Consider the following 19555-nt stretch of genomic DNA (forward strand, 5'->3'; position numbering starts at 1 on the left):
AACAAGGCCGCCAGCAGGACGAAGGCGCGGCGAAGCGGGAGAAGAAGGTTGGTGCCGCAAAGCCGGCCGCCAAGCCGCTCAAGGCCAAGCCAGCCGCTCAGGCCATGCCGGCGGCCCAGACGAGGCGATCGTGCCGGCGCCATTGCTGGGACGGTCTCTGCAGAGCGCCGTTCCGGCCGCCCTCGCGGTGAATACCAAGCTGGTGGATATCGCCCATTCGAACGTCAGCGCGGGGCTCGAGCTCGCCCGCGATCTGGCGGGAGCGAAAACGCCGATGGAGGCCATGCGCCTCGGGGTCGCCTATTGGTTCAACCATATGGGGGCCGTTCAAACGCAGGCGCGCGAACTGCAAAGCCTGTCGGCCGCCTGGGTCAAGACGGCCAGCGATCAAATTCGCCCGCTCTAACGGTCCGCCGCCGACAATTGCGGCTCCCTAACGCCGCTGCCTGGCGTAGACTGACACACTCGCATCGTCGACGTGGGGAGGTGTCATGCTGCGCGAGGATTTGACGTTCGTCGGGACGTGCGACATTGCCGGACTCGTTCGCGGCAAGGGGTTTCCCTCCACCGAGCTGCCCGCCCGGCGGAAGCTCGGCATCGGTTGGACGCACTCCAATCTCATGCAGACCTGCTTCGGCCCCATTCTCGATACGCCTTTCGGCACGGCGGGCGATCTCATGATCGTGCCGGACCCGACCGCGGAGGTGCATGTCGACTTTCGCGATGGATCCGCACCCGAGCACTTCTTTCTCGGCGATATCCGCAACACGGACGGGAGCCCCTGGGAATGCTGTGTCCGTGCATTTCTGCGGCGCGCGACCGATGCGTTGAAAGAGGCCTGCGGTCTCGAACTCCTCGCCGCGTTCGAGCAGGAGTTCGTCTACACGGGCGTCGAGGACGTGCCGGGTCATGCCTATAGCCTGAATGCCTTCCGGCGCCAGGGCGTCTTCGGCGAGATGGTGATGGCGGCCATTCGCGCCGCGAGCGTCCATCCGGATTCCTTCCTGGCCGAGTATGGGCCCCGGCAATTCGAGATGACGGTCGGGCCCGACGCCGCACTCGCCGCGGCGGATGCAGGCGTGATCGCGCGCGAGATGGCGCGCGGTGCCGCTTTCCGTCTGGAGAACAGCGCCATCTTTTCGCCGATGCCCGTGGCGGGCGGGGCCGGCAACGGCGTGCACATCCATTTCAGCCTCCATGACGCCTCGGGCGCACCGGTGACAAGCGATCCAAACGGTCCCATGGGCCTGAGCGCTGTCGCGGCGCATTTCGCCGCCGGCGTCCTGCACCATCTTCCGGCTCTGTGCGCGGTGACCGCGCCGTCGCCGGTGTCTTACTTGCGGCTCGTGCCCGACCGCTGGGCGCCGACCGTGGCCGACATCAAACTGCAGGATCGCGGGGCCGCGCTTCGAATCTGTCCCGTCTTCGACGCGGCGGGAGAGGAGCAGCGGCAGGCGCAGTTCAATCTCGAGTTCCGCGTCAGCGATGCGGCGGCCAGCCCCTATATGGCGCTCGGCGCGATGATCTTCGCCGGGGTCGACGGGATCGCGCGCGAACTGAAAATTTCGAAGACGACGACGCCGCTGCCGTCTTCCTTGAGTGCCGCTTTGGATCTGATGGAAGCGAGCGAAGCGATGAGGTCGTGGTTCGGTCCGGTCTTCTTCGAGGCCTATTTGCGGCACAAGCGATCGGAAGCAGCCTATGTGGCGGACTTGCCTGAGGCGGAACTGTGCGCGCGCTATGCCGAAGTCTACTGAGCCGACTGGGGACAAAGCTCCGTCAACGGTGTTTCCAAGGCGAACCAGTCGCTAGGGATTGCCGCGATAGGATGGAACGGGAGGACCATGATCATGTGGATGCGGATTATCGCTTTTTCTATTGCCGCACTGGGCTGTCTTGCGCTCGCCGGATGTGACGAGGACTCGAAGGACAGCTTTGTTCTTTGCGAGAGTACGTATGCATTGTGCACGACGGCGGCCTGTACGCCTGCCGACGGCAGCACCGAGACGGTCTCTTGCGCTTGCGATGTGAAGACGGGGTATTCGGCGGGTCAGAAGCCATGCACCGGCAGCGTGGAGACCGACAAGGGCACTGAGATCAGCTCGCGCTACTATCCCATCAAGAGCTACGCGGCTTGCAACAACGACCGCCCTTGGGCGTGGTGTCTCGACAAGCCCTGCATTGTGGACATGGACGATCCTAAGAAGGCGTCGTGTGCCTGCACGGTCGACAGAAATCAGGGCCCGTATCTCGTTGTAACCGATACCTATACCGACACGACCTGCACGACGAACCTATGGTCGTCGGCAACCGTGGACGGCGTCAACGAGATCACGGATTTCCTCAAGACCACCAAGGAACTGAAGCCCTACGACATCAAGGTCTTGAACGCGCCGAACTAGCAGCGGTCAATCGCCGGAGAGCATGCTCAGCGCATCTTCCGTGCTGAGCATCCGGCAATAGCCGCCAAAGCAGGAGAGGGCCGCCTCGTGTCGTGCCTCCGTCTCCGCGACGCAGGCATCGTGGATGCATGTCATGTAGTAGCCGCGATCCGCGCCGTCCTTCACGGCATGGTCGATGCACTGATCCGTGAGACAGCCGGCGACGAAGACGTCCTCGATGCCGATATTCCGCAAGACATAGTCGAGCATCGTCGAGTTGAAGACGGACGACGACGATTTGGGGAGGACCAGCTCGTCCTCCTTGGGGGCGATCTGTGGGATCACTTGCGCTTCGTGCGAGCCTTTCTGGAACCCCATGCCAGAGAGCTTGTAGTCGAGGCTTCTGTCGCGGCCGTTTGCCGTCAAGTTCTCGATGACCGTGAAGATCACCTCCATGCGGGCGCGCCGGAACGCGTGGAGCAGGCTTTCGATGTGGGGCAAGACACGGTCCCTCAGCGCGGCGTGCAACTCGGGACGGCGCCGGGCTTGTTCGGGCCCGCAAGTTCCATTCTGCACGTCGATGATCAGCAGGGCGGCCGTGCCCTTAGAGATCGGCCGTCCTCGGGTTAGGAAGTCGGAAGATGCCATGGCATGGAAGGTCTGTTGTGTTAGTCGGTTCGTCGGGATGAAATAGCAATTGTCACTCGGTAGCGATCCGGACAGGAGCCTAGCATGATCAAAATACTTGCTACACTTATAACGTGCATTTTCCTTACAGTGCCAGCCTTCGCCGACGAGCGCCTTGCCGATGTCGAGGCGATCGACAATGCTGTCGGCCAGCTGGATGAGGCTTTCGCGACGGACGATCCCGATGCGCTCAAGGCACTTATGACCGAGGATCACATCGCCGTCTTGCCTTTTCATCAGGGGCCGGAGACGGTCGAGCAGATGATCGATGGGCTCTCGAAGACCGATATCAAGCAAACCGACCTCAGCGAGCCGACCGTCGTCTTCTTGGGCCCCGACAGCGCCATGCGGACGCTGACCGCAAAATTCGAAGGCACTTACGAAGACAAGCCCGTCGACAGCACCGTCTTCATCACGTCGATTATGACGAAGAAGGACGGGAAATGGCTGGAGAGCTTTTACCAGGTGACGACGATTGCCCCTTGAGCGCGACGGCCGGGTGCTGTCGGGGGCGCTGAACGTCGGGCTCCCGGCAGGTCCGCAAACTGAAGAACTCTTCGACGGGATATTCGAGAGTCCCGGGGTTCGCATCGAGCGAATCGTCTCGACCGGCCAGGCAACGCCTGACGGCGAGTGGTACGATCAGAGCCGCGACGAGTTCGTGTTGCTTGTCTCGGGGGCGGCTCGCTTGCGCATCGACGGCGAAAGCCGCGACCGCGAACTCGCGCCCGGAGATTGGCTGCTGCTGCCCGCTCATTGCCGTCACCTTGTGACCTGGACACAGGCCGAGCCGCCCACCATATGGTTGGCAGTCCACTTTGATGCGGCGCCGGCAGGCGCCGGCGATAAGGAGTAACTCCTATGGAAGCGACGTGGATGCCCCACAGCGAGCACGGCGAGATTCACGACCGTGCCGAACTTCCCGAAAGCGTGTACGCCTTTCCCCGCCAGCGCAAAGAGCCGCTGACGGACGCGACGCATGTGAAGAATGCGCTGGCCCGTTTCGATCAAGTCGAGGGAGTCTCGGACGCCGACCGGGATCTTGCCTTCGCCAACATAAAGAAAGCCGCGGCTCACTACGGCGTCGAGTTGCACGAGAACAATTGGCGGGAGCTCGGGCGCTAGGCGCGGGGCCCGTTTATCGGTGAAGAATCAGCAGCCCTATCAGGAGCGTGAGTGGGGTCAGGATGTCCCACCAGAAGATCGGCCCGGCATTGTTGATGGCGAAGTTTCGACGCTTGATCATGTCGGCGATGTGGACCGATGCCGCGCTCCACAGGAAGCCCGCCGCCATGAAGGTCATCGCCCACGCTGCTTCCGGCCCCAGGATGGATGCCGCGATAGCACCAAGGCCGATGCCGAGATTGGCGCCGGCAATTTCCTTCTGAAAGGGGCTCGGGGGCCAGCCGATGGACTGGGCGACATGATCGGCGAACACGGCATGGGAAAACGCGGCCCATAGACTGGGCACACCAAGCCCGAGGGACAGCATCCATTGCAAAGTCGGCCCAAGGCTCTCGGCTCCAAACGGCTGAGGGACCTCGAGAAAGCCGAGCGTGAGGGCGGCCGCATAGCAGAGAGCGGGAAGCGCGGCGATCAGTTGCTTCATGGGTCCGACGCTCCAAGAGGTGAATGATGAAACGAACGACTGATTCGGAGACCACTTCGATGGCTGCAGGCTATCAGAAATCCTATTCGTTGCGCGCGCCGTTGCGGATCGATCTGCAAAGCCGGGCGAGCAAGCAGGATCCATACTCGTTCTTTGCAGGTCTTCGCGAGGCGGGCCCTGTCGTCCCATTGAAGCTGCCTTTCGTCGGAAAGGTCTGGGCGACCACGACCTACGAGGCCACGGCCGCCATGCTGAAGGACAATGCGCTGTTCGTGCAGGAAGGCCGCCATGCGGGCAAGTCCGGTGTCGCGGGGCTGTCCTGGTGGATGCCGCACGCCATCAAGGTTCTCAGCAACAACATGCTGCTCAAGGACGAGCCTGATCATCGGCGCTTGCGCAAGCTGGTGGACCAAGCCTTTCAGCGGCGGCTCGTCCGGGACATGCGCGCCGAGATCGAGGGTCTGGCCGACCGGATTCTCGACGACATCGACGGGGTCGATGAAATCGACCTAGTGGGTTCTTACGCGCGCCGGTTTCCATTGGAAGTCATCTGCTGGCTTCTGGGCCTGCCGGAGGAGAACCGTGGCAAGTTCGAGGAATGGGCGGGGCACATGACGTCCGCCTTGCGCGGGTTCGCCGCGATACGGGTCGTGTTCACGATGCCGGGCGTCGTGAATTACGTCCGTGAACAGATCGAAGAGTGCCGTCGAAACCCGCGCGAAGGACTCATCAGCGAACTGGTTCGCGCGGAGCAGGACGGCGACAAGCTCAGCGAGGATGAGCTGCTGTCGATGGTGTTCCTGCTGCTGTTTGCGGGATTCGAAACGACGACGCATCTCATCGCCGACAGCGTGATTGCGCTGGAGCAGAATCCTGCGCAGAAGGCGTTCCTGTTTGCCGACCCGGCGACGCGCATGGAGCGCGCGGTCGAAGAGCTCGGCCGCTTCATGACGCCGGTGCAGAGCACCAAGCCGCGCTACGTGGCGCGGGACTGCGAGTTCTTCGGCCAGAAACTTCAGCGCGGCGAGAACATTGTCGGCCTCCTGGCGGCCGCGAATTCAGACCCGGCCGCGTTCGACGGACCGGACACGCTGAAGCTCGACCGCCTGCCCAATCCGCATCTCGTATTCGGGACGGGCATCCACTTTTGTCTCGGCATGCAGCTTGCGCGCGTGGAGGCGCAATCGGCGCTGTCCCGGCTCTATGGGCGCTATCCCGACCTGGAGCTCGCGGCGCCGGACGATCTTCCCTGGATCGAACGCTTCGGACTGCGCGGGGTGTTCGCGCTGCCGGTGCGGTTGAACGCCGGTAGCCGCCGAAAGGCGGCGTAACTGCTAGTCGTCGTAGTGGCAGCCTTCCTGAGCGTTCCACACCTGTCCGGCCGGACAGCCGCGCGAGCCTTTGGTGGAACCCTGGTAGGCGCCTTGGACGCACTTGTCGCCTTGGACGCGATAGCCCGGGCCACAGAAGCCTGCGGCCTCGCTCTTCTTGATGCACCGTCCTTCGAGCAGGATCGAGCGCGGCCCGCATCTCTTCTTGATGAGCACCAGCGGCGGGCCGGACCGCATCGCTTCCAACGACTGGGGCAGTCCCGCACCCACGTCGCCGGCGGGGAAGGCCTGGGCGGCCGACGCCGCAATCAACAGTGCGAGCGTCATCGTGGCGAGGCGTAGGGCCCTCATCGGCATTGGCGTGTCCTTCCGATCGTTAGGTGGAGTGTTCGAATCGCTGCCGGCCGGCAGCGTATTATCCGTCATGTACTAGCGTGGGCCGGATTGCAACCGGCGTCGACTTGAACGCTCAGCAAAGCGCGGTCCAGACAACCACCGCGCTCGCAATCAGATAGATCGACAGTGCCCAGACGGCCCAGCGGCGGTCCTGCGCCTTGGTCTCCGCTTCGCTGGCCTCGCCGCGCCAGGATGTGGCGACGACGCGCGCCAAGGCGACGATGATGAAGAGGTAGGCGAGCATGAAAATCTTGTCGATCATCATGAGGTAGTCGACATCCGGCAGCGACGATGTCGCCGTCAGCTGGATCGCCACCAGGGTCAGCAAGGCGGTGATGCCAAGGCCGATCCGGCCCTCGACATAAACGGGGCGCACGAAATAGACGAGCAGGGCGCACACCACGATCAGGGCGATAGGGATGAAGGTTTTGATCGACATAGCGACCATGGGACGCGTCACCGGGATCGAGAGGACGATGCGCGAGTAGGGCTCGGCATCGGACACGGACAGATCGCCGAAGTTCGTCGGATAGGTGTTTGTCGTAATCTTCATCGTGGGCGTTCCCACGTGGAAGCCCGGCAGTGTGATCACGGGATCGACGATGACGGGCGTCTTGCCGTCGGGCGCGTAGACCTGGTCCCCGGTGCCGGCGAGCGTATCCTCCATGATGACCGTGAGGTGCTGGGTGTCGAAGGGGAACGTCGCGAGCTGAAATTTCGTCGAGAAGAGCCCCTGATAGCGGAGGATCGAGTAGTAGCCGCCGTCGGGCATCCGTTCGGGTTCTTCGGTGAGCGCCTCGCGCAGATTGTCGTCCGACGCGAACCGGTTCATGAACTCCATGCTCTTGGAGGGATCGATGTCCGGCGACGTCCAACGGAACCAGACATACAGATCGATGACGTAGTTGTTCGCCTTGAAGTCGAGTTGCTGAATGTCGTTGATATAGGCGCCGACGACGACTTCCTCGGGACCGGGCGCCGGCGCGCCTTTGATCGCCTGCTGCACCGGCTTCGGGACGCTGGCCGGCGGTGTCTGGGCCATCGCCATCGGCAAGGTTGCTGCGGCCGTGCAAATGAAGGCGACGAGGGATGCCGCGATTACGGCAGCGGCGCGCGGCGCGGTGCGGCACAAGGCGTGAAGCAAGGAAGCCAGATGGTGGCTTTGCTCCGCTCGTCTAGGCGCCAGGGCCATCGAGTTGCTCCTTCAGCCAGGTGCTCATGCGCAGGCGCATGCTCTTGTACGCCACGCGCAGCATCCGGCCCATGTTCATGAAGCCGTGCACCGTGCCTTCATAGCACTCGTATTCAACCGGAACACCTGCGGCCGCGAGCCGTTGGGCATACTCGAAGCCCTCGTCGCGGAAGGGGTCGAAGCCGGCCGTAATGATGAGCGTAGGCGGCAGGCCGGAATCGTCCTCGTACAGCGCCGGAATCGCGCGCGGGTCCGCAATCGGCCAGGCCAGACCGAAATAGTGGTTGAAGAACCAGTAGAGCATGTCCTCGGGGATTGGGAACTGATCGACGAGGTCTTTGCGCGAGGGCTGTTTCGCGCGCAGGTCCAGGGCCGGGTAGATCAGGAGTTGGGCCGCCGCGGGCGCCACGAGCCGGCCCTTGGTCTCGTGCAACGCGACGGCGGCAAGCGACCCGCCCGCACTGTCACCGGCAACGGCGATGCGCGCCGGGTCGATGGACAGCTCGGGCGCGGCTGCGGTCAGCCACTTGAGGGCCGCGACGCCGTCGTAGACTGCAGCCGGGAACGGGTGCTCTGGCGCGAGGCGGTAGTCGACGGAAAACACCGTTGCGCCAGTATCGAGGCAGAGGGCCCGGCAGAGCGTGTCATGGGTATCGATATCGCCGAGCACACCGCCGCCGCCATGGAAGAAGAGGATGCCAGCGCCGCTGGGGACCGGGGCGATATATTCGCGGATGGGAATGGCGCCCGCGGGCGTCTCGATCTCCAGGTCCCGCGTGGACCCGATCTCGATCAGGCCGACATCGGTCTTGGAGATCGAGCGGCGATATTCCGCCCGAGCGGTCTCATGGTCCATCTGCCACAGAGGCTTGGTCGTGGATGACGAAACCCAAAAGAGCAGCGCCTCGGTCTCGCGGTCTAGTTTCACCGGTGCCCGTCCTGATGGTCCAATACGATATTGAATGCCGCGCGCAGCAAGGAAGAAAAGCGACACCGTACCTAACGGACTTGCGCCCCTCGGGTAAAGCTTTTCGGTGCTCTAAAGCCAGCCCAACCGCGACTAAAGCAGGTCTCTACATAAGCCCTTCTGACGAAGATTGAAGAGGCTTGGGGTGTGTTTCTCGCTACACCTTCTCAGGAACCGTCGAAACGTCCCGGATAGTTCGCGGCGCGTCCTGTTCAGCTTTGGGCCGGGGGACGCGCTGCATACGCGCGATGAGAGGCCGAGACAAGGTCCGGCCTCTCTTGCATTCCGCAGTGCCGATTGCGGATCAGTTGAGATAGCGGCTGTTCACCCAGCCGGTGGTGCCGTCCTTGGCGATCTTGAACCAGCGTCCGCGCTTGGCGATGACTTCGACGAAGCACGTGTGGTTCGTCAGCCGTCCGACGATCGCGTAGCTTGCGCTGGGGCCCGAGCGAACATTCAGCACGTCGTTCGAGGCGACGCCAACGACGCAGCGGAAAGCCGGGTCGTCGGCGTCTCCGCGCTGGCCGCCGCCATGGTCGCCATCGCCGCCTTCGTCTCGCTTCCTCAGATAGGCCGAATGGACGAAGCCGCCCCGGCCATGGTCGACCCAAATCCAGTTCCCCTCTCGGCGGCCGGTGACGACACCGCATTCGCCGGGCCGGATAAAGCCCACAATGTTGTAGCTGGAGGCAGGGCCGGTGCGGATATTGAGCACGTCGTTGCTCGCGACGCCGGAGACGCAAGCCGCCTGGGCATCGGTGAGCGTCGCGGGAGCCGAGATGGCAAAGAACGCAGCGCCAAGGGTGAGTGCGGCCAGCAGACGGCCGGAATTTGCGAACAGGGTTTTCATGGTCGTTGCCTCTCTCAATTTGGTTTCCGTCGATACGGAGGGAACTTGGATGGCCAAGGACTGGCCGATGAGGAGAAGCTAATCGGGCGCTGCGGCAGGCTCGATAGGGTGGATCCCCTATTTCGGTGCGTGTGAGGCGGGGTCTTTGCCGGCGACGGATGTTGGCCTATGCAACTACCCCAGCGGCGATCACGCGCCCGTCCGAAGGATCGGCATTGGAGACGAAGCATGAGCAAGACGCTCCCGAATTCTCCCGCGGAGACGGTCGAGATCTCTTCGAGCGAGCTCCGGTCGGCGCTCGATACGGCGCTCAAACTTGCCGGGAAGTTCGGCTTCTGGGAGGCGCCATACAAGGATGCCGCTACGACCTTCGAGGAGATGGACGAGTTCGACATCTTCTACTGGGTCTACAAGGCAGCCAACCCGGTCACCCTTATGGAGGACGGTGTTGCCGATTTGCTCACGACCGACAGCAGCATTGTCGCGCTCCCGCAGGGGTTCGAGAAACAGCACGTCGTTACGATGGGCGCGGCGGGCGACATCCTTCAGTTGCAAGCCGATGGCTTACGCTATTCGAGCGATCACCTCTTTGGCAATATCGCCGACCTGCTGTTCGACCAGTCGATCTCGTTTGCGAATTTGGAGTCGCCTATCACCACGCAGCCTTTGCAAAAGGAAGTCGTGAGCGACAGGGGGGCGCCTGTTCAATGTTGCTCGGAGGCGCAGTTCGACGTTCTCAAGGGCTACAAGGGCAAGACCTTCACGGCCCTCAACTTCGCGAACAACCATACGTTCGACTATGGCGTCGAAGGAATCGAAACGACCCAGGCTGTTTTTTCCAAGAATGACATTGCCGATATCGGCACGAACCGGGCTCGGGCCGAGTATGGCCGGGCTCAGGTGCTCATCAAGGACGGCATCAAGATCGGTTTCGCGTCCGCAACCTTCGGTCTCAATGGACGCGAACTGCCGGACGACGAGAAATACCGGATCCATGTGTCGCGGTTGAGTTCGAAGCTCGTGGAGCCCGAGCTCGATCTCGTGAAGCGGCAAATCGACGACTGCAAGAGCCAAGACTGCGACTTCATCATCGCGTCCTTGCACTGGGGCTGGGAGTTCGAGTTCTTCCCGCGCAGGAGCCAAGTCGTCGCGGCGCACGAGCTCATCGAGTACGGTGCGGACGCCATTATTGGCGGCCATCCGCACGTCGTTCAGCCGGTCGAGTATTACCGCACCAAGAGAGACAGCCGGCGTGTCGCCGTCATCGCCTATTCGCTGGGGACGCTGACATGGGGCTTCGACGCGCCCTATATCGCTTTGAGCATCGTCTTGAATCTTGGCCTTGCCAAAGGGTGTCTCGACGGAGAGCAAAGAACGTATATCGAAGGGGCGTGTGTGACGCCGGTGTTTCGGCGTTCCGTCGACAATTCCGGCACGCTGGAGACGCGGATCGAGAAGCTCTCCGACCACCTTGACGGCGCCAGCGGACTACATTGCCCTGAGTACATCGCCCGTATGAAGCGCTATGCGGATCTGGTGTTGGGGCCGGGCGTCGAATGGGCAGGGCCCGCCGAGTGACTTCGCACCTTAGGTTCGGACCGAATCGCTCAGGTCTTGTGGTGCCCCAGGCCGGACTCGAACCAGCACGCCCTTGCGGACAACAGATTTTGAGTCTGTCGCGTCTACCATTCCGCCACTGGGGCCAAGGGGGCGGAACATGGGCCAAGGCCCGCGCCGGGTCAATATCTTCGGATTCGCCAAAGCGGCATCGGCTCGTTTCGCCGCAGCCCTTCATCCGCGGCGATAGACAGGCGATGCGCGCACCGCTAAAGGAAGCGCCATGCTGAAGCGCGCGTACGACAAGATGATGGATCTCGCGGCGCACCGGAACGCGCCCTGGGCGCTTGCGGGGGTGTCTTTTATCGAGAGTTCGGTTTTCCCGCTCCCCCCGGACATCATGCTGATTCCGATGGTACTGGCGGAGCGGCGCAAGGCCTGGCTCTTTGCCACCATCGCCACCATCGCCTCCGTGCTGGGGGGCATCTTCGGCTACATCATAGGCTACTTCCTGTTCGATACGATCGGTCAGCCGATCCTGAACTTCTACGGCTACGGGGAGAAGTTCGAGGACTTCGCCGCCCGCTACAACGATTATGGCGCCTGGATCGTGTTCATCGCTGGCGTGACGCCCTTTCCATACAAGGTCATCACGATCGCCAGCGGCGTGACGCAGTTGAACTTCTTCGTGTTCATGGTCGCCAGTGTCGCCGCGCGCGGCATTCGCTTCTTCGCGCTCGCAGGCCTCCTCTACTGGTTCGGCCCGCCGATCAAGAACTTCATCGACAAGTATTTCGGCATCCTGTCGGTGGTGTTCGTGGTGCTGTTGATCGGCGGCTTCGTGCTCATCAAATACGTGATGTGACCATGGAAGACACGCGCGACACGCTGGCGGGGCGGATGATGGCGGCGAGCGCCGTTGTGTTCGGCGGCGCGCTGTTGATCATCCTCACCGCGCATGCATTCGAGCACATCGGCGGCTACCCCCCCGTGCCCGCTCTGCCTCCAGGAGCGTTACGCCTATTACTCCGGGGTGCCGGCGGCCGTGGTGGCTTTCCTCGCCGCCCGCGCCGAGAGCTTCGGCTTCACCCGCCTAGTGCTCCTGCTCATCGCGATTGGCTTTCTCCTCAACATGGGGCTTGGCGTCTACCACGCTGGGGCCGAGTGGAAGTTCTGGCCGGGCCCCGAGACCTGCGCCGGCGGATTCGATCTCCAATGGAGCCAAGAGGGCATCGTCGATACGCCGGTGATCCGCTGCGACGAGGCGTCCTGGCGGTTCCTCGGCCTGTCCTTCGCCGGCTGGAATGCGGTGGTTTCGCTGGCGCTCGCCGGGATTGCCCTGTGGGGCGCGACGCGGCGCCGTTGACCGGGCTCTTCAGGGTCTGCTCACGACAATTTCAAACACGTTGATTGGCGGCCGGGTCGGGCAGGCTGGTACCAAGATGGGGAATTTATCCCTTCTTGGAGGTTGAAATGACCCAGTTTCGCGCTCTGTTTGCCGGCCTTGTGGCCGTGTTTCTCGTAGCCGCGGTTCCTGCATCGGCCGCAGAGGTTCAGCCCTACAGCCCTGAGGCGTTGGCCGAGGCTCAAAGTGCCGGAAAGCCGATCCTGGTGGACGTCTACGCTGCCTGGTGCCCCACCTGCCGGGCGCAGAAGCCGATCATCGAGGATCTGACGCAGCAGTCGAAATACAAGAACCTGCTGATTCTGAGGGCCGACTTCGACAAGGACAAGGACGTCCTCAAGGAGCTGAACGTGCGCTCCCAGAGCACGCTGATCGTGTTCAAGGGCAAGGAAGAGCTGGTCCGGTCGGTCGGGTCGACGAGCCCGGTGGCCATCGAGGGTATGCTGGACCTGACGCTCTAGGCGTTCAGCGGGAGCCGCACCATGTTCGCAACACTCGGGCTCGCGCTTTTGGCCGGCATTCTGTCGGTGCTGTCGCCTTGCGTCCTGCCGTTGCTTCCCATCGTGTTCGGCACGGCGCAGAGCGAGCACCGGATGGGGCCGGCTGCGCTTGCTCTGGGCGTGGCGATTTCCTTCACCCTTATCGGCCTGTTCGTGGCGACGGTCGGCTTCGCGATCGGGTTGGATACGGATGTGTTCCGGCTCGTGGCGGCGGTGCTCCTCATTGCCGTGGGCATCGTGCTGCTCGTGCCGCGTCTGCAAACCCAAGTCGCCGTAGCGGCCGGCCCGGTCGGGAACTGGGTCGAGGATCGTTTCGGCGGGCTCACGGGCACGAGCCTGTGGGGCCAATTCGGCGTCGGCATTCTTCTCGGCGCGGTCTGGGCCCCTTGCGTCGGGCCGACCTTGGGCGCAGCGTCCGTGCTCGCGGCCAAGGGCGAGGATCTTGGACAAGTTGCGCTGACCATGCTTGCCTTTGGCGTCGGCGCGGCGTTGCCGCTGATGGCGCTGGGCTTTGCCTCACGCGAAGCCATGCTGCGCTGGCGGGGTAAGCTGGCCGAGGCCGGCAAGGGCGGCAAGATGCTGCTGGGTGTTGTGCTCGTCGCCGTCGGGCTTCTGGTGGCGACCGGCGCGGACAAGGCGCTCGAGGCCTGGCTCGTCAGCGCGTCCCCGGATTGGCTCACCAGCCTGACCACGCGTTACTAGCGGCGGTCCGAGACTGGCGGTTCTTACGGCTCCAGTTCCGTATCCCAGTACAGATAGTCGAGCCAGCTTTCGTGGAGATAGTTCGGCGGGAACAGCCGGCCGTTGCGGTGCAGCTCGAACACGGTCGGCCGGTAGGGCGTCTGCGCCGGCCACATCTTGCCCCGGCTCGGCATGTCGCCGCCTTTGGCCAGATTGCACGGCGCGCATGCCGTGACGACGTTGTCCCACCGCGTCAGGCCGCCTCTGTTCCGCGGAATGAGGTGGTCGAAGGTGAGATCCTGACCGGTCCCGCAATATTGGCAGGTGAAGCGGTCGCGCAGGAAGACGTTGAATCGGGTGAAGGCCGGGTAGAGCGCCGGGCGTACATAGCTCTTGAGCGAGACGACGCTCGGCAGCTTCATCTCGAAGGAGGGCGAGTGCACCGCGTGATCGTATTCGGAGACGATGTTCACGCGGTCCAGAAACACGGCCTTCACCGTGTCCTGCCAATTCCAAAGAGAGAGCGGGTAGTAGGAGAGGGGCCGGTAGTCAGCATTCAGCACAAGTGCGGGGTAAGTCCCCGGTGCGGCCGATGCTGTTGCGACGTTCAAGACCCTCAAGTCCTCTGCTTGGCCCGTCGGACTCAGGCTCAACCTCAGTTGTCGCGGGAGATACTATAAGCACGTGTCACGAATGTGAAGGACCCTAGATGATGTGATTGTGACACGCTCAATCCGCCACCAGGGTGCCCGCAAACGCCTGCTTGAGGAATTCGCCGCCGAGGCGCAAGCCATCGCCGTCGATCCCGTGGCCGATACCGCGGCTTACATGCCACTGCACGTTCAAACCCGCCTGACCCAAGGCTTCGCGGGCCATGGTCATCGCCTCGACGGGGATCACTTCGTCCATGTCGCCGTGAACGAGAAGGATCGCAGGCCCCTCTCCGGGGGGCGGCAATCCCTCCATGGTCGCCAGCGCGCCGGAATAACCGACAATCGCTGCGGGTCTCGCTTGTCGCGTCAATCCCACGGACAGCGCCATCATCGTGCCTTGGCTGAAGCCCACCAGGGCGAGCGATTCGGCGGTCAGTCCCTGGCGTTCGAGTTCGGCATCCAGAAACGAATCGAGGGCGGGCGCCGCGCGTTTGACGCCGGCCTCGATGATCGACATGTCGCCCATGGACAGGTCGAACCATTGGCGGCCCATCGGGGCCATGCCGCAGGGCTCGGGCGCATGGGGTGACACGAAGGCCGCGTGCGGCAGGAGCGGCGCCCATTCACGTCCGAGGGCGATCAGGTCGTTTCCGTCCGCGCCGTAGCCGTGGAGGAAGACGACAAGTTGCTTGGGTGCCCCGCCGGCGGCTGGCGCCAGGCGGGGACCGTCAAGCTCGGTAGTGGTCATGGAACTGCCGGAACCTGCTTTATTGAGACCTAGTCGTCGCCGCCGTCTACATCGTCGGCGGACTTGGCATTGAGCTGGCCGTAGTTCTGAGCGCCGATGTCGCTCAGGAGGCCGAGCTGGGTCTCAATATAATCGATATGGCCTTCCTCGTCCTTCAGAAGGTCTTCGAACAGCAACATGCTGACATAGTCTTCTTCGTCGCGGCAGGCGGCCCGGGCTTCCATGTAGAGCGCGCGGGCGCTGTACTCGGCCTTGAGGTCGCACTCCAGGATCTCTTTGACGTTCTGCCCGATCATCAGCGGATCGAGCTTCTGCATGTTCGGGAATCCCTCGAGGAAGATAATGCGCGTCACGAGCTTGTCCGCGTGCTGCATCTCTTCGATCGACTCTTCGCGCTCTTTCGCGGCGAGCTTCTGATAGCCCCAGTCGTCGAGCAAACGGTAGTGCAGCCAATACTGGTTCACCGCTGTCAGCTCATGCGTCAACGACTTGTTCAAATAGTCGATTACCCGTGGATTGCCTTTCATCGGAACCTCATCTCCATTGTCAGTTTAGAATGGTTATAAGGTAATTTCTCACGCGTGACTAGTCCGCAGGTGGAGTGTCGTCGAAAGGAGATCGATGCGGAAACGAGGCCGCCGACACCGGCCCGTCCTCATCGTAGCCAACGATGAGTTTCACCACCAAGGGCATGCAATCCCCGCATTTCGGCCGTTTGCCGAGCGTTCGGTAGATCAGCCCGGGCGTCAGGACGACGAACGGATCCTTCGTCCGCAATGCCGAGACGGCTTCGTGAATCTCCTCCGAGGTGAGGACGGTGCAAGAGCAGATAATCATCGTGTGTTTCTAGGTGCAGCGCATGCCTTTGTTTCCGGTCCCGCGAGAAGTGGGGCGGCCCAGCCGGCCGCCATGAGCAGGTCAGGCTTCGCTGCTGCCACTTTCGCGCAAGGAAACTGCGGAGTTTGGGGTCTTTAAAGCGGGGGCTTAGGGAATCGTCAACCAAGACACTTAGCGGCCTTTTAAATCATCTCCCCGATGCTCGGGCTTACGAACATGCAAGCTGACTATCTGGTGGGGCAAAAATGCAGCTAATGAAATTCGCGCCGACGTCTGTACGGACAGATCGAAGGCCTGGTCGCGCAACTCGAGTCGGAACGGCAGGCGCGCGCGGCTGCGGAGGCGGCGAACGCCGGGACACTGGGGCTTCTGGACGTGGTCAGCAAGAAGCTGCGCCCTCCGATGGAATCCGTCACGGCGCTGACTGACCGGATCCTGGACGGGCCGCTCAACCTTGCGCAGCGGCGCGACGCCGAAACCCTGGCCCATTCGATGCACCGCATCTTGAGCGCGCTGACCGAAGTGCTCGACTTCAGCACGCTCCAGTCCGGCGAAGCCGACTTTTCGGTGGAGCCGTTCGATTTTCACGCCCTCGTCCGGGAAACAGCCTCCGCCCTGCAGGCTTGCGCCGCGGCCAAGGGCCTGACCAGCAGCGTCGACATGGCGTCGAACTGCCCCCGCTACATCGTCGGCGATGCCATGCGCGTCCGCCAGGTGCTCATGGCGCTGATGGAAACATCCATCAAAGCCACGACCGAAGGGTCGATCCGTCTTTACGTCAGCGTCAACGACGCGGCGTCCCCGGTGACCGTTCGCTTCGACATTACCGACACCAGCCCCGGCATGACCCCGGAGCAACAGGCAGCGCTGTTCCAGCCTTCCACCGATACGTCGCGGTCCGACGGCGGTCTCGGCCTGCCAATCGCGCAACGGCTCGCGGATGCGATGGGCGGTGAAGTTTCGTGCGACAGCGCCATGGGTCAGGGCGCGCTGTATTGGTTCACGTTCAAGGCGCTGGTCGCCGAGCAGCAGACCGAGAACCGTCCGGCGCAGCCGGCCCCGGTCGAGATGCTCGAACTCGACGAGGTGGATGTTGTCGAGATGGGCGTCGTTGAGGCGGAGGTCGTTGCGCTCGACGCGCCGTTGACCGGCAGCCTCGAGGCTGAACGGGCCATGGCGGAGATGCTCGAGACACCGGCCCCGGAGCCTGTGCCCGAGCCGGCTCCGATGCCGGAACCCGAGCCCGATGCGGCGCCGCGCGCGCAGCCCGGCAGAAGCCGGAAACGGGGGAGAAGCGCGACCATGCAGGTTCGCTGGCGGGTCATGTGCTGATGATCGAGGACAACACGGTCAACCGGCTCCTGATCGGAGCCTATCTCGACGAGTTCGGGTTGACGTTCGATGTCGCCGAGACAGGCGCAGCCGCGCTGATGTGCCTGGCCCAGCGTCCCTACGATGTCGTGCTCATGGACACGGTCCTTCCCGACTATCGCGGGCTTCAGCTGGCGCAGCGCATCCGGTCGCAGGAATCGGTCTCGGCGCATGTGCCGATCGTCGCGCTCGCGACGCTGTCGGACACCGAAGACGAGAAAACCTATGTCGAGGCTGGCGTGAACGCCTCGGTCGACAAGCCCATTCAGGGTCTTGAACTTTATGCGGCGCTCGTCCCGTTGGTGCCTGCGCAGAAGGAAGACGCCGAGGAAGAGGATTGGACCCCGGTCTACTAGTCTTCGCTAGCCGGCTTTGGCCAAAGCGTCGACGTTCTCGTCCACGAGATTGACGATCCCGGCCATGATCTCGTTGAGTTGGAAGTCCTTGGGCGTGTAGACGGCCGAAGCGCCGCACTGCTTGAGGATGTTGACATCTTCCTGCGGAATGATGCCACCCACCACGACGGGGACATCGTTCATGCCTGCCTCGCGGAGCTTCTGCACGACATCGCGCACGAGCGAAACATGCGATCCCGACAGGATCGACAGCCCGACGACATGTGCCTTGGACTCCTTCGCTTGCGCGACGATCTCCGCGGGTGTCAGGCGAATGCCGTCATAAACGACTTTCATGCCCACATCGTCGGCGCGCACGGCAATCTGCTCTGCGCCGTTCGAGTGGCCATCGAGCCCGGGCTTGCCGACAACAAAAGTCAGTGTGCGGCCCAGCTTGCCCGAAACTTGGCTGACGAGATCGCGAATCTCCGTCATGCGCATCTCGTCGACAGCGTGTGCCGCGCCGATCCCGGTCGGCGCCCTGTATTCCCCGAAGACTTCGCGCAAGACCGCGCCCCACTCGCCGGTGGTGACGCCGACTTTGGCCGCTTCGATCGACGGCGGCATGATGTTGCGGCCTTCGCTCGCGGCTTGCTTCAATTCCGTGAGGGCCTGATTGACCGCAGCGTTGTCGCGGTTCTGGCGCCATGCCTGAAGCGCGGCGACCTGCTCGATCTCGACCGAGTCCGGCACGGTGAGAATACCTTCCATACCGGAATCGAGCGGCGAAGGCTCGGTCTCGGTGTAGCGATTGACGCCCACCAGAACCTGATCGCCCCGTTCTATGTCGGCCATTCGTGCGGCATTGGAGGCGATCAAGGCCTCCTTCATGTAGTCGATGCTCGCCACAGCGCCGCCCATGGAGTCGATCTTGGCAAGCTCCGCGCGGGCCTGCTCCTTCAGCTCCTCGACCTTGCGGTCGATTACGTCGGAACCGTCGAAGATATCCTGATACTCCAAGAGGTCTGTCTCGTAGGCGACGATCTGCTGCAGGCGCAGCGACCATTGCTGATCCCACGGGCGCGGCAGACCGAGCGCTTCGTTCCAGGCCGGAAGCTGCACGGCGCGGGCGCGGGCCTTCTTCGACAGCGTTACCGCCAGCATCGAAAGCAAAATGCGGTACACGTTGTTTTCGGGCTGCGGCTCGGTCAGGCCGAGGGAGTTGACCTGTACGCCGTAGCGGAAGCGGCGCAGCTTGGGCTCTTCGACGCCATAGCGATTGAGCGCAATCTCGTCCCACAGATCCACGAAGGCCCGCATCTTCGAGATTTCGGTGATGAAGCGGACGCCCGCATTGACGAAGAAGCTGATGGCCGCGACGACCTTGGGGAATCGCTCGTCGGGAACCTCGCCCGACTCCTTGACGCGGTCGAGCACGGCTTGTGCCGTGGCGAGCGCGAAGGCGAGCTCCTGGGCCGGCGTCGCGCCCGCCTCCTGCAAGTGATAGGAGCAGACATTGGTCGGATTCCACTTCGGCACTTCCTTGTTCGTGAAAACGATCACGTCCTTGATGAGCCGCAACGAAGGATCCGGCGGGAACACATACGTGCCGCGCGAGAGATATTCCTTGATGATGTCGTTCTGCGTCGTGCCGGTGAGCTTGGTCCGGTCCGTGCCTTGTTCGTCTGCGAGCGAGATATAGAGCGACAGCAGCCACGCCGCCGGCGCGTTGATCGTCATCGAGGTGTTCATCTCGCCGAGCGGAATGCTGTCGAGCAGCGTCCGCATGTCGCCGAGATGGGAGACCGGCACGCCGACCTTGCCCACTTCGCCGCGCGCCAGCGGAGAATCGGAGTCGTAGCCGGTCTGGGTCGGCAGATCGAACGCGATGGAAAGGCCGGTCTGCCCCTTGGCCAGGTTCTTCCGATAGAGTTCGTTCGACGCTTTAGCCGTCGAATGGCCCGCATATGTGCGGAACATCCACGGTTTATCGCGCACCGGCTTGTCGCTGTCTGTGTTGCCGCTCATAGCTCTTGCTGAAACCATCCCCTGTTC

The 19555-nt window shown here is 62.9% G+C and carries 25 protein-coding genes and 1 tRNA gene; 14 read left to right on the top strand and 12 right to left on the bottom strand.

Annotated features, from left to right (window positions below):
- The first annotated feature begins 130 nt into the window (after positions 1 to 130).
- The 3 genes from AUC70_RS17035 (at position 131) to AUC70_RS03365 (ending at position 2402) form a co-directional block, all read left to right on the top strand.
- Complete coding sequence (locus AUC70_RS17035) at positions 131 to 406, top strand: phasin family protein (protein WP_158007349.1); 276 nt, start codon at positions 131 to 133, stop codon at positions 404 to 406.
- An 85-nt stretch (positions 407 to 491) separates the two neighbouring features.
- Complete coding sequence (locus AUC70_RS03360) at positions 492 to 1757, top strand: type I glutamate--ammonia ligase (protein WP_069443602.1); 1266 nt, start codon at positions 492 to 494, stop codon at positions 1755 to 1757.
- A 93-nt stretch (positions 1758 to 1850) separates the two neighbouring features.
- Positions 1851 to 2402: a hypothetical protein gene (locus AUC70_RS03365; protein ID WP_141701931.1), complete on the top strand. Its 552-nt coding sequence runs from the start codon at positions 1851 to 1853 to the stop codon at positions 2400 to 2402.
- A 6-nt stretch (positions 2403 to 2408) separates the two neighbouring features.
- On the opposite strand, the gene AUC70_RS03370 is transcribed toward AUC70_RS03365, so the two are convergent.
- The gene (locus AUC70_RS03370; protein ID WP_069443604.1) at positions 2409 to 3029 is read right to left on the bottom strand and encodes a cysteine hydrolase family protein; all 621 of its coding nucleotides are present in this window, start codon (positions 3027 to 3029) and stop codon (positions 2409 to 2411) included.
- Positions 3030 to 3113: 84 nt separating this feature from the next.
- Here AUC70_RS03370 and AUC70_RS03375 point away from each other — a divergent pair, with 84 nt between their 5' ends.
- The 3 genes from AUC70_RS03375 to AUC70_RS03385 are packed head-to-tail and all read left to right on the top strand — an operon-like array spanning position 3114 to position 4193.
- A complete protein-coding gene (locus tag AUC70_RS03375; RefSeq protein ID WP_083241218.1) occupies positions 3114 to 3554 on the top strand; it encodes a nuclear transport factor 2 family protein in 441 nt (146 codons plus the stop codon).
- Entirely contained in the window at positions 3544 to 3924 is a 381-nt protein-coding gene (locus AUC70_RS03380; RefSeq protein WP_244505476.1) for a cupin domain-containing protein, read from the top strand. Before AUC70_RS03375 ends, AUC70_RS03380 begins: the two co-directional genes overlap by 11 nt.
- A 5-nt stretch (positions 3925 to 3929) precedes the next feature.
- Entirely contained in the window at positions 3930 to 4193 is a 264-nt protein-coding gene (locus tag AUC70_RS03385) for a DUF6582 domain-containing protein (RefSeq protein WP_069443606.1), read from the top strand.
- A 13-nt stretch (positions 4194 to 4206) separates the two neighbouring features.
- On the opposite strand, the gene AUC70_RS03390 is transcribed toward AUC70_RS03385, so the two are convergent.
- On the bottom strand, positions 4207 to 4677 hold the full coding sequence (locus AUC70_RS03390) for a DUF6790 family protein (RefSeq protein WP_069443607.1): 471 nt from the start codon (positions 4675 to 4677) through the stop codon (positions 4207 to 4209).
- Between the two features lie 59 nt (positions 4678 to 4736).
- On the opposite strand from AUC70_RS03390, the gene AUC70_RS03395 reads away from it, so the two are divergent.
- Positions 4737 to 6008: a cytochrome P450 family protein gene (locus AUC70_RS03395; RefSeq protein WP_158007350.1), complete on the top strand. Its 1272-nt coding sequence runs from the start codon at positions 4737 to 4739 to the stop codon at positions 6006 to 6008.
- 3 nt (positions 6009 to 6011) lie between these two features.
- Here the strand turns inward: AUC70_RS03395 and AUC70_RS03400 are convergent, their stop codons facing one another.
- The 4 genes from AUC70_RS03400 to AUC70_RS03415 all read right to left on the bottom strand — a co-directional run bounded on the left by AUC70_RS03400 (position 6012) and on the right by AUC70_RS03415 (position 9413).
- Complete coding sequence (locus AUC70_RS03400; protein ID WP_069443608.1) at positions 6012 to 6365, bottom strand: hypothetical protein; 354 nt, start codon at positions 6363 to 6365, stop codon at positions 6012 to 6014.
- A 112-nt stretch (positions 6366 to 6477) separates the two neighbouring features.
- Entirely contained in the window at positions 6478 to 7596 is a 1119-nt protein-coding gene (locus tag AUC70_RS03405; RefSeq protein ID WP_141701932.1) for a ligand-gated ion channel, read from the bottom strand.
- On the bottom strand, positions 7580 to 8524 hold the full coding sequence (locus AUC70_RS03410) for an alpha/beta hydrolase (protein WP_083241220.1): 945 nt from the start codon (positions 8522 to 8524) through the stop codon (positions 7580 to 7582). Before AUC70_RS03410 ends, AUC70_RS03405 begins: the two co-directional genes overlap by 17 nt.
- Positions 8525 to 8867: 343 nt before the next feature.
- Complete coding sequence (locus AUC70_RS03415) at positions 8868 to 9413, bottom strand: SH3 domain-containing protein (RefSeq protein WP_069443610.1); 546 nt, start codon at positions 9411 to 9413, stop codon at positions 8868 to 8870.
- Between the two features lie 228 nt (positions 9414 to 9641).
- Between AUC70_RS03415 and AUC70_RS03420 the strand changes: the two genes are divergently transcribed.
- The gene (locus AUC70_RS03420) at positions 9642 to 10991 is read left to right on the top strand and encodes a CapA family protein (RefSeq protein ID WP_069443611.1); all 1350 of its coding nucleotides are present in this window, start codon (positions 9642 to 9644) and stop codon (positions 10989 to 10991) included.
- 39 nt (positions 10992 to 11030) lie between these two features.
- On the opposite strand, the gene AUC70_RS03425 is transcribed toward AUC70_RS03420, so the two are convergent.
- Positions 11031 to 11116, bottom strand: a tRNA-Leu gene (locus tag AUC70_RS03425).
- 137 nt (positions 11117 to 11253) lie between these two features.
- Here AUC70_RS03425 and AUC70_RS03430 point away from each other — a divergent pair.
- The 4 genes from AUC70_RS03430 to AUC70_RS03445 all read left to right on the top strand — a co-directional run bounded on the left by AUC70_RS03430 (position 11254) and on the right by AUC70_RS03445 (position 13577).
- Positions 11254 to 11835 carry a YqaA family protein gene (locus AUC70_RS03430; RefSeq protein ID WP_069443612.1) on the top strand — a complete coding sequence of 194 codons (582 nt, stop codon included), beginning with the start codon at positions 11254 to 11256 and terminating at the stop codon, positions 11833 to 11835.
- A gap of 93 nt (positions 11836 to 11928) precedes the next feature.
- Positions 11929 to 12336, top strand: coding sequence for a disulfide bond formation protein B (locus AUC70_RS03435; protein ID WP_141701933.1), 408 nt, complete (start codon positions 11929 to 11931; stop codon positions 12334 to 12336).
- Positions 12337 to 12443: 107 nt separating this feature from the next.
- A complete protein-coding gene (locus AUC70_RS03440; RefSeq protein ID WP_069443613.1) occupies positions 12444 to 12836 on the top strand; it encodes a thioredoxin family protein in 393 nt (130 codons plus the stop codon).
- Between the two features lie 21 nt (positions 12837 to 12857).
- Positions 12858 to 13577 carry a cytochrome c biogenesis CcdA family protein gene (locus AUC70_RS03445; protein ID WP_069443614.1) on the top strand — a complete coding sequence of 240 codons (720 nt, stop codon included), beginning with the start codon at positions 12858 to 12860 and terminating at the stop codon, positions 13575 to 13577.
- Positions 13578 to 13600: 23 nt separating this feature from the next.
- Here AUC70_RS03445 and AUC70_RS03450 read toward each other — a convergent pair whose 3' ends face one another.
- The 4 genes from AUC70_RS03450 to AUC70_RS03465 all read right to left on the bottom strand — a co-directional run bounded on the left by AUC70_RS03450 (position 13601) and on the right by AUC70_RS03465 (position 15794).
- Positions 13601 to 14167 (bottom strand): HNH endonuclease, encoded by a 567-nt coding sequence (locus AUC70_RS03450; RefSeq protein ID WP_069443615.1) that lies wholly within the window; start codon positions 14165 to 14167, stop codon positions 13601 to 13603.
- 118 nt (positions 14168 to 14285) lie between these two features.
- Positions 14286 to 14957, bottom strand: a complete 672-nt coding sequence (locus AUC70_RS03455; RefSeq protein WP_069443616.1) for an alpha/beta hydrolase — start codon at positions 14955 to 14957, stop codon at positions 14286 to 14288.
- A gap of 29 nt (positions 14958 to 14986) precedes the next feature.
- Positions 14987 to 15484 carry a bacterioferritin gene (bfr, locus tag AUC70_RS03460; protein WP_069443617.1) on the bottom strand — a complete coding sequence of 166 codons (498 nt, stop codon included), beginning with the start codon at positions 15482 to 15484 and terminating at the stop codon, positions 14987 to 14989.
- Positions 15485 to 15542: 58 nt separating this feature from the next.
- On the bottom strand, positions 15543 to 15794 hold the full coding sequence (locus tag AUC70_RS03465) for a (2Fe-2S)-binding protein (protein ID WP_069443618.1): 252 nt from the start codon (positions 15792 to 15794) through the stop codon (positions 15543 to 15545).
- A 375-nt stretch (positions 15795 to 16169) separates the two neighbouring features.
- On the opposite strand from AUC70_RS03465, the gene AUC70_RS03470 reads away from it, so the two are divergent.
- Together AUC70_RS03470 and AUC70_RS03475 are read left to right on the top strand one after the other, a co-directional pair.
- Complete coding sequence (locus tag AUC70_RS03470) at positions 16170 to 17126, top strand: sensor histidine kinase (protein ID WP_069443619.1); 957 nt, start codon at positions 16170 to 16172, stop codon at positions 17124 to 17126.
- Positions 17126 to 17521, top strand: a complete 396-nt coding sequence (locus AUC70_RS03475; protein ID WP_244505484.1) for a response regulator — start codon at positions 17126 to 17128, stop codon at positions 17519 to 17521. Before AUC70_RS03470 ends, AUC70_RS03475 begins: the two co-directional genes overlap by 1 nt.
- Before the next feature lie 6 nt (positions 17522 to 17527).
- On the opposite strand, the gene AUC70_RS03480 is transcribed toward AUC70_RS03475, so the two are convergent.
- The gene (locus AUC70_RS03480) at positions 17528 to 19528 is read right to left on the bottom strand and encodes a protein meaA (protein WP_069443621.1); all 2001 of its coding nucleotides are present in this window, start codon (positions 19526 to 19528) and stop codon (positions 17528 to 17530) included.
- Positions 19529 to 19555 lie beyond the last annotated feature (27 nt).

The sequence above is a fragment of the Methyloceanibacter stevinii genome (genome assembly GCF_001723355.1).
In the GTDB taxonomy this organism is placed as follows: domain Bacteria; phylum Pseudomonadota; class Alphaproteobacteria; order Rhizobiales; family Methyloligellaceae; genus Methyloceanibacter; species Methyloceanibacter stevinii.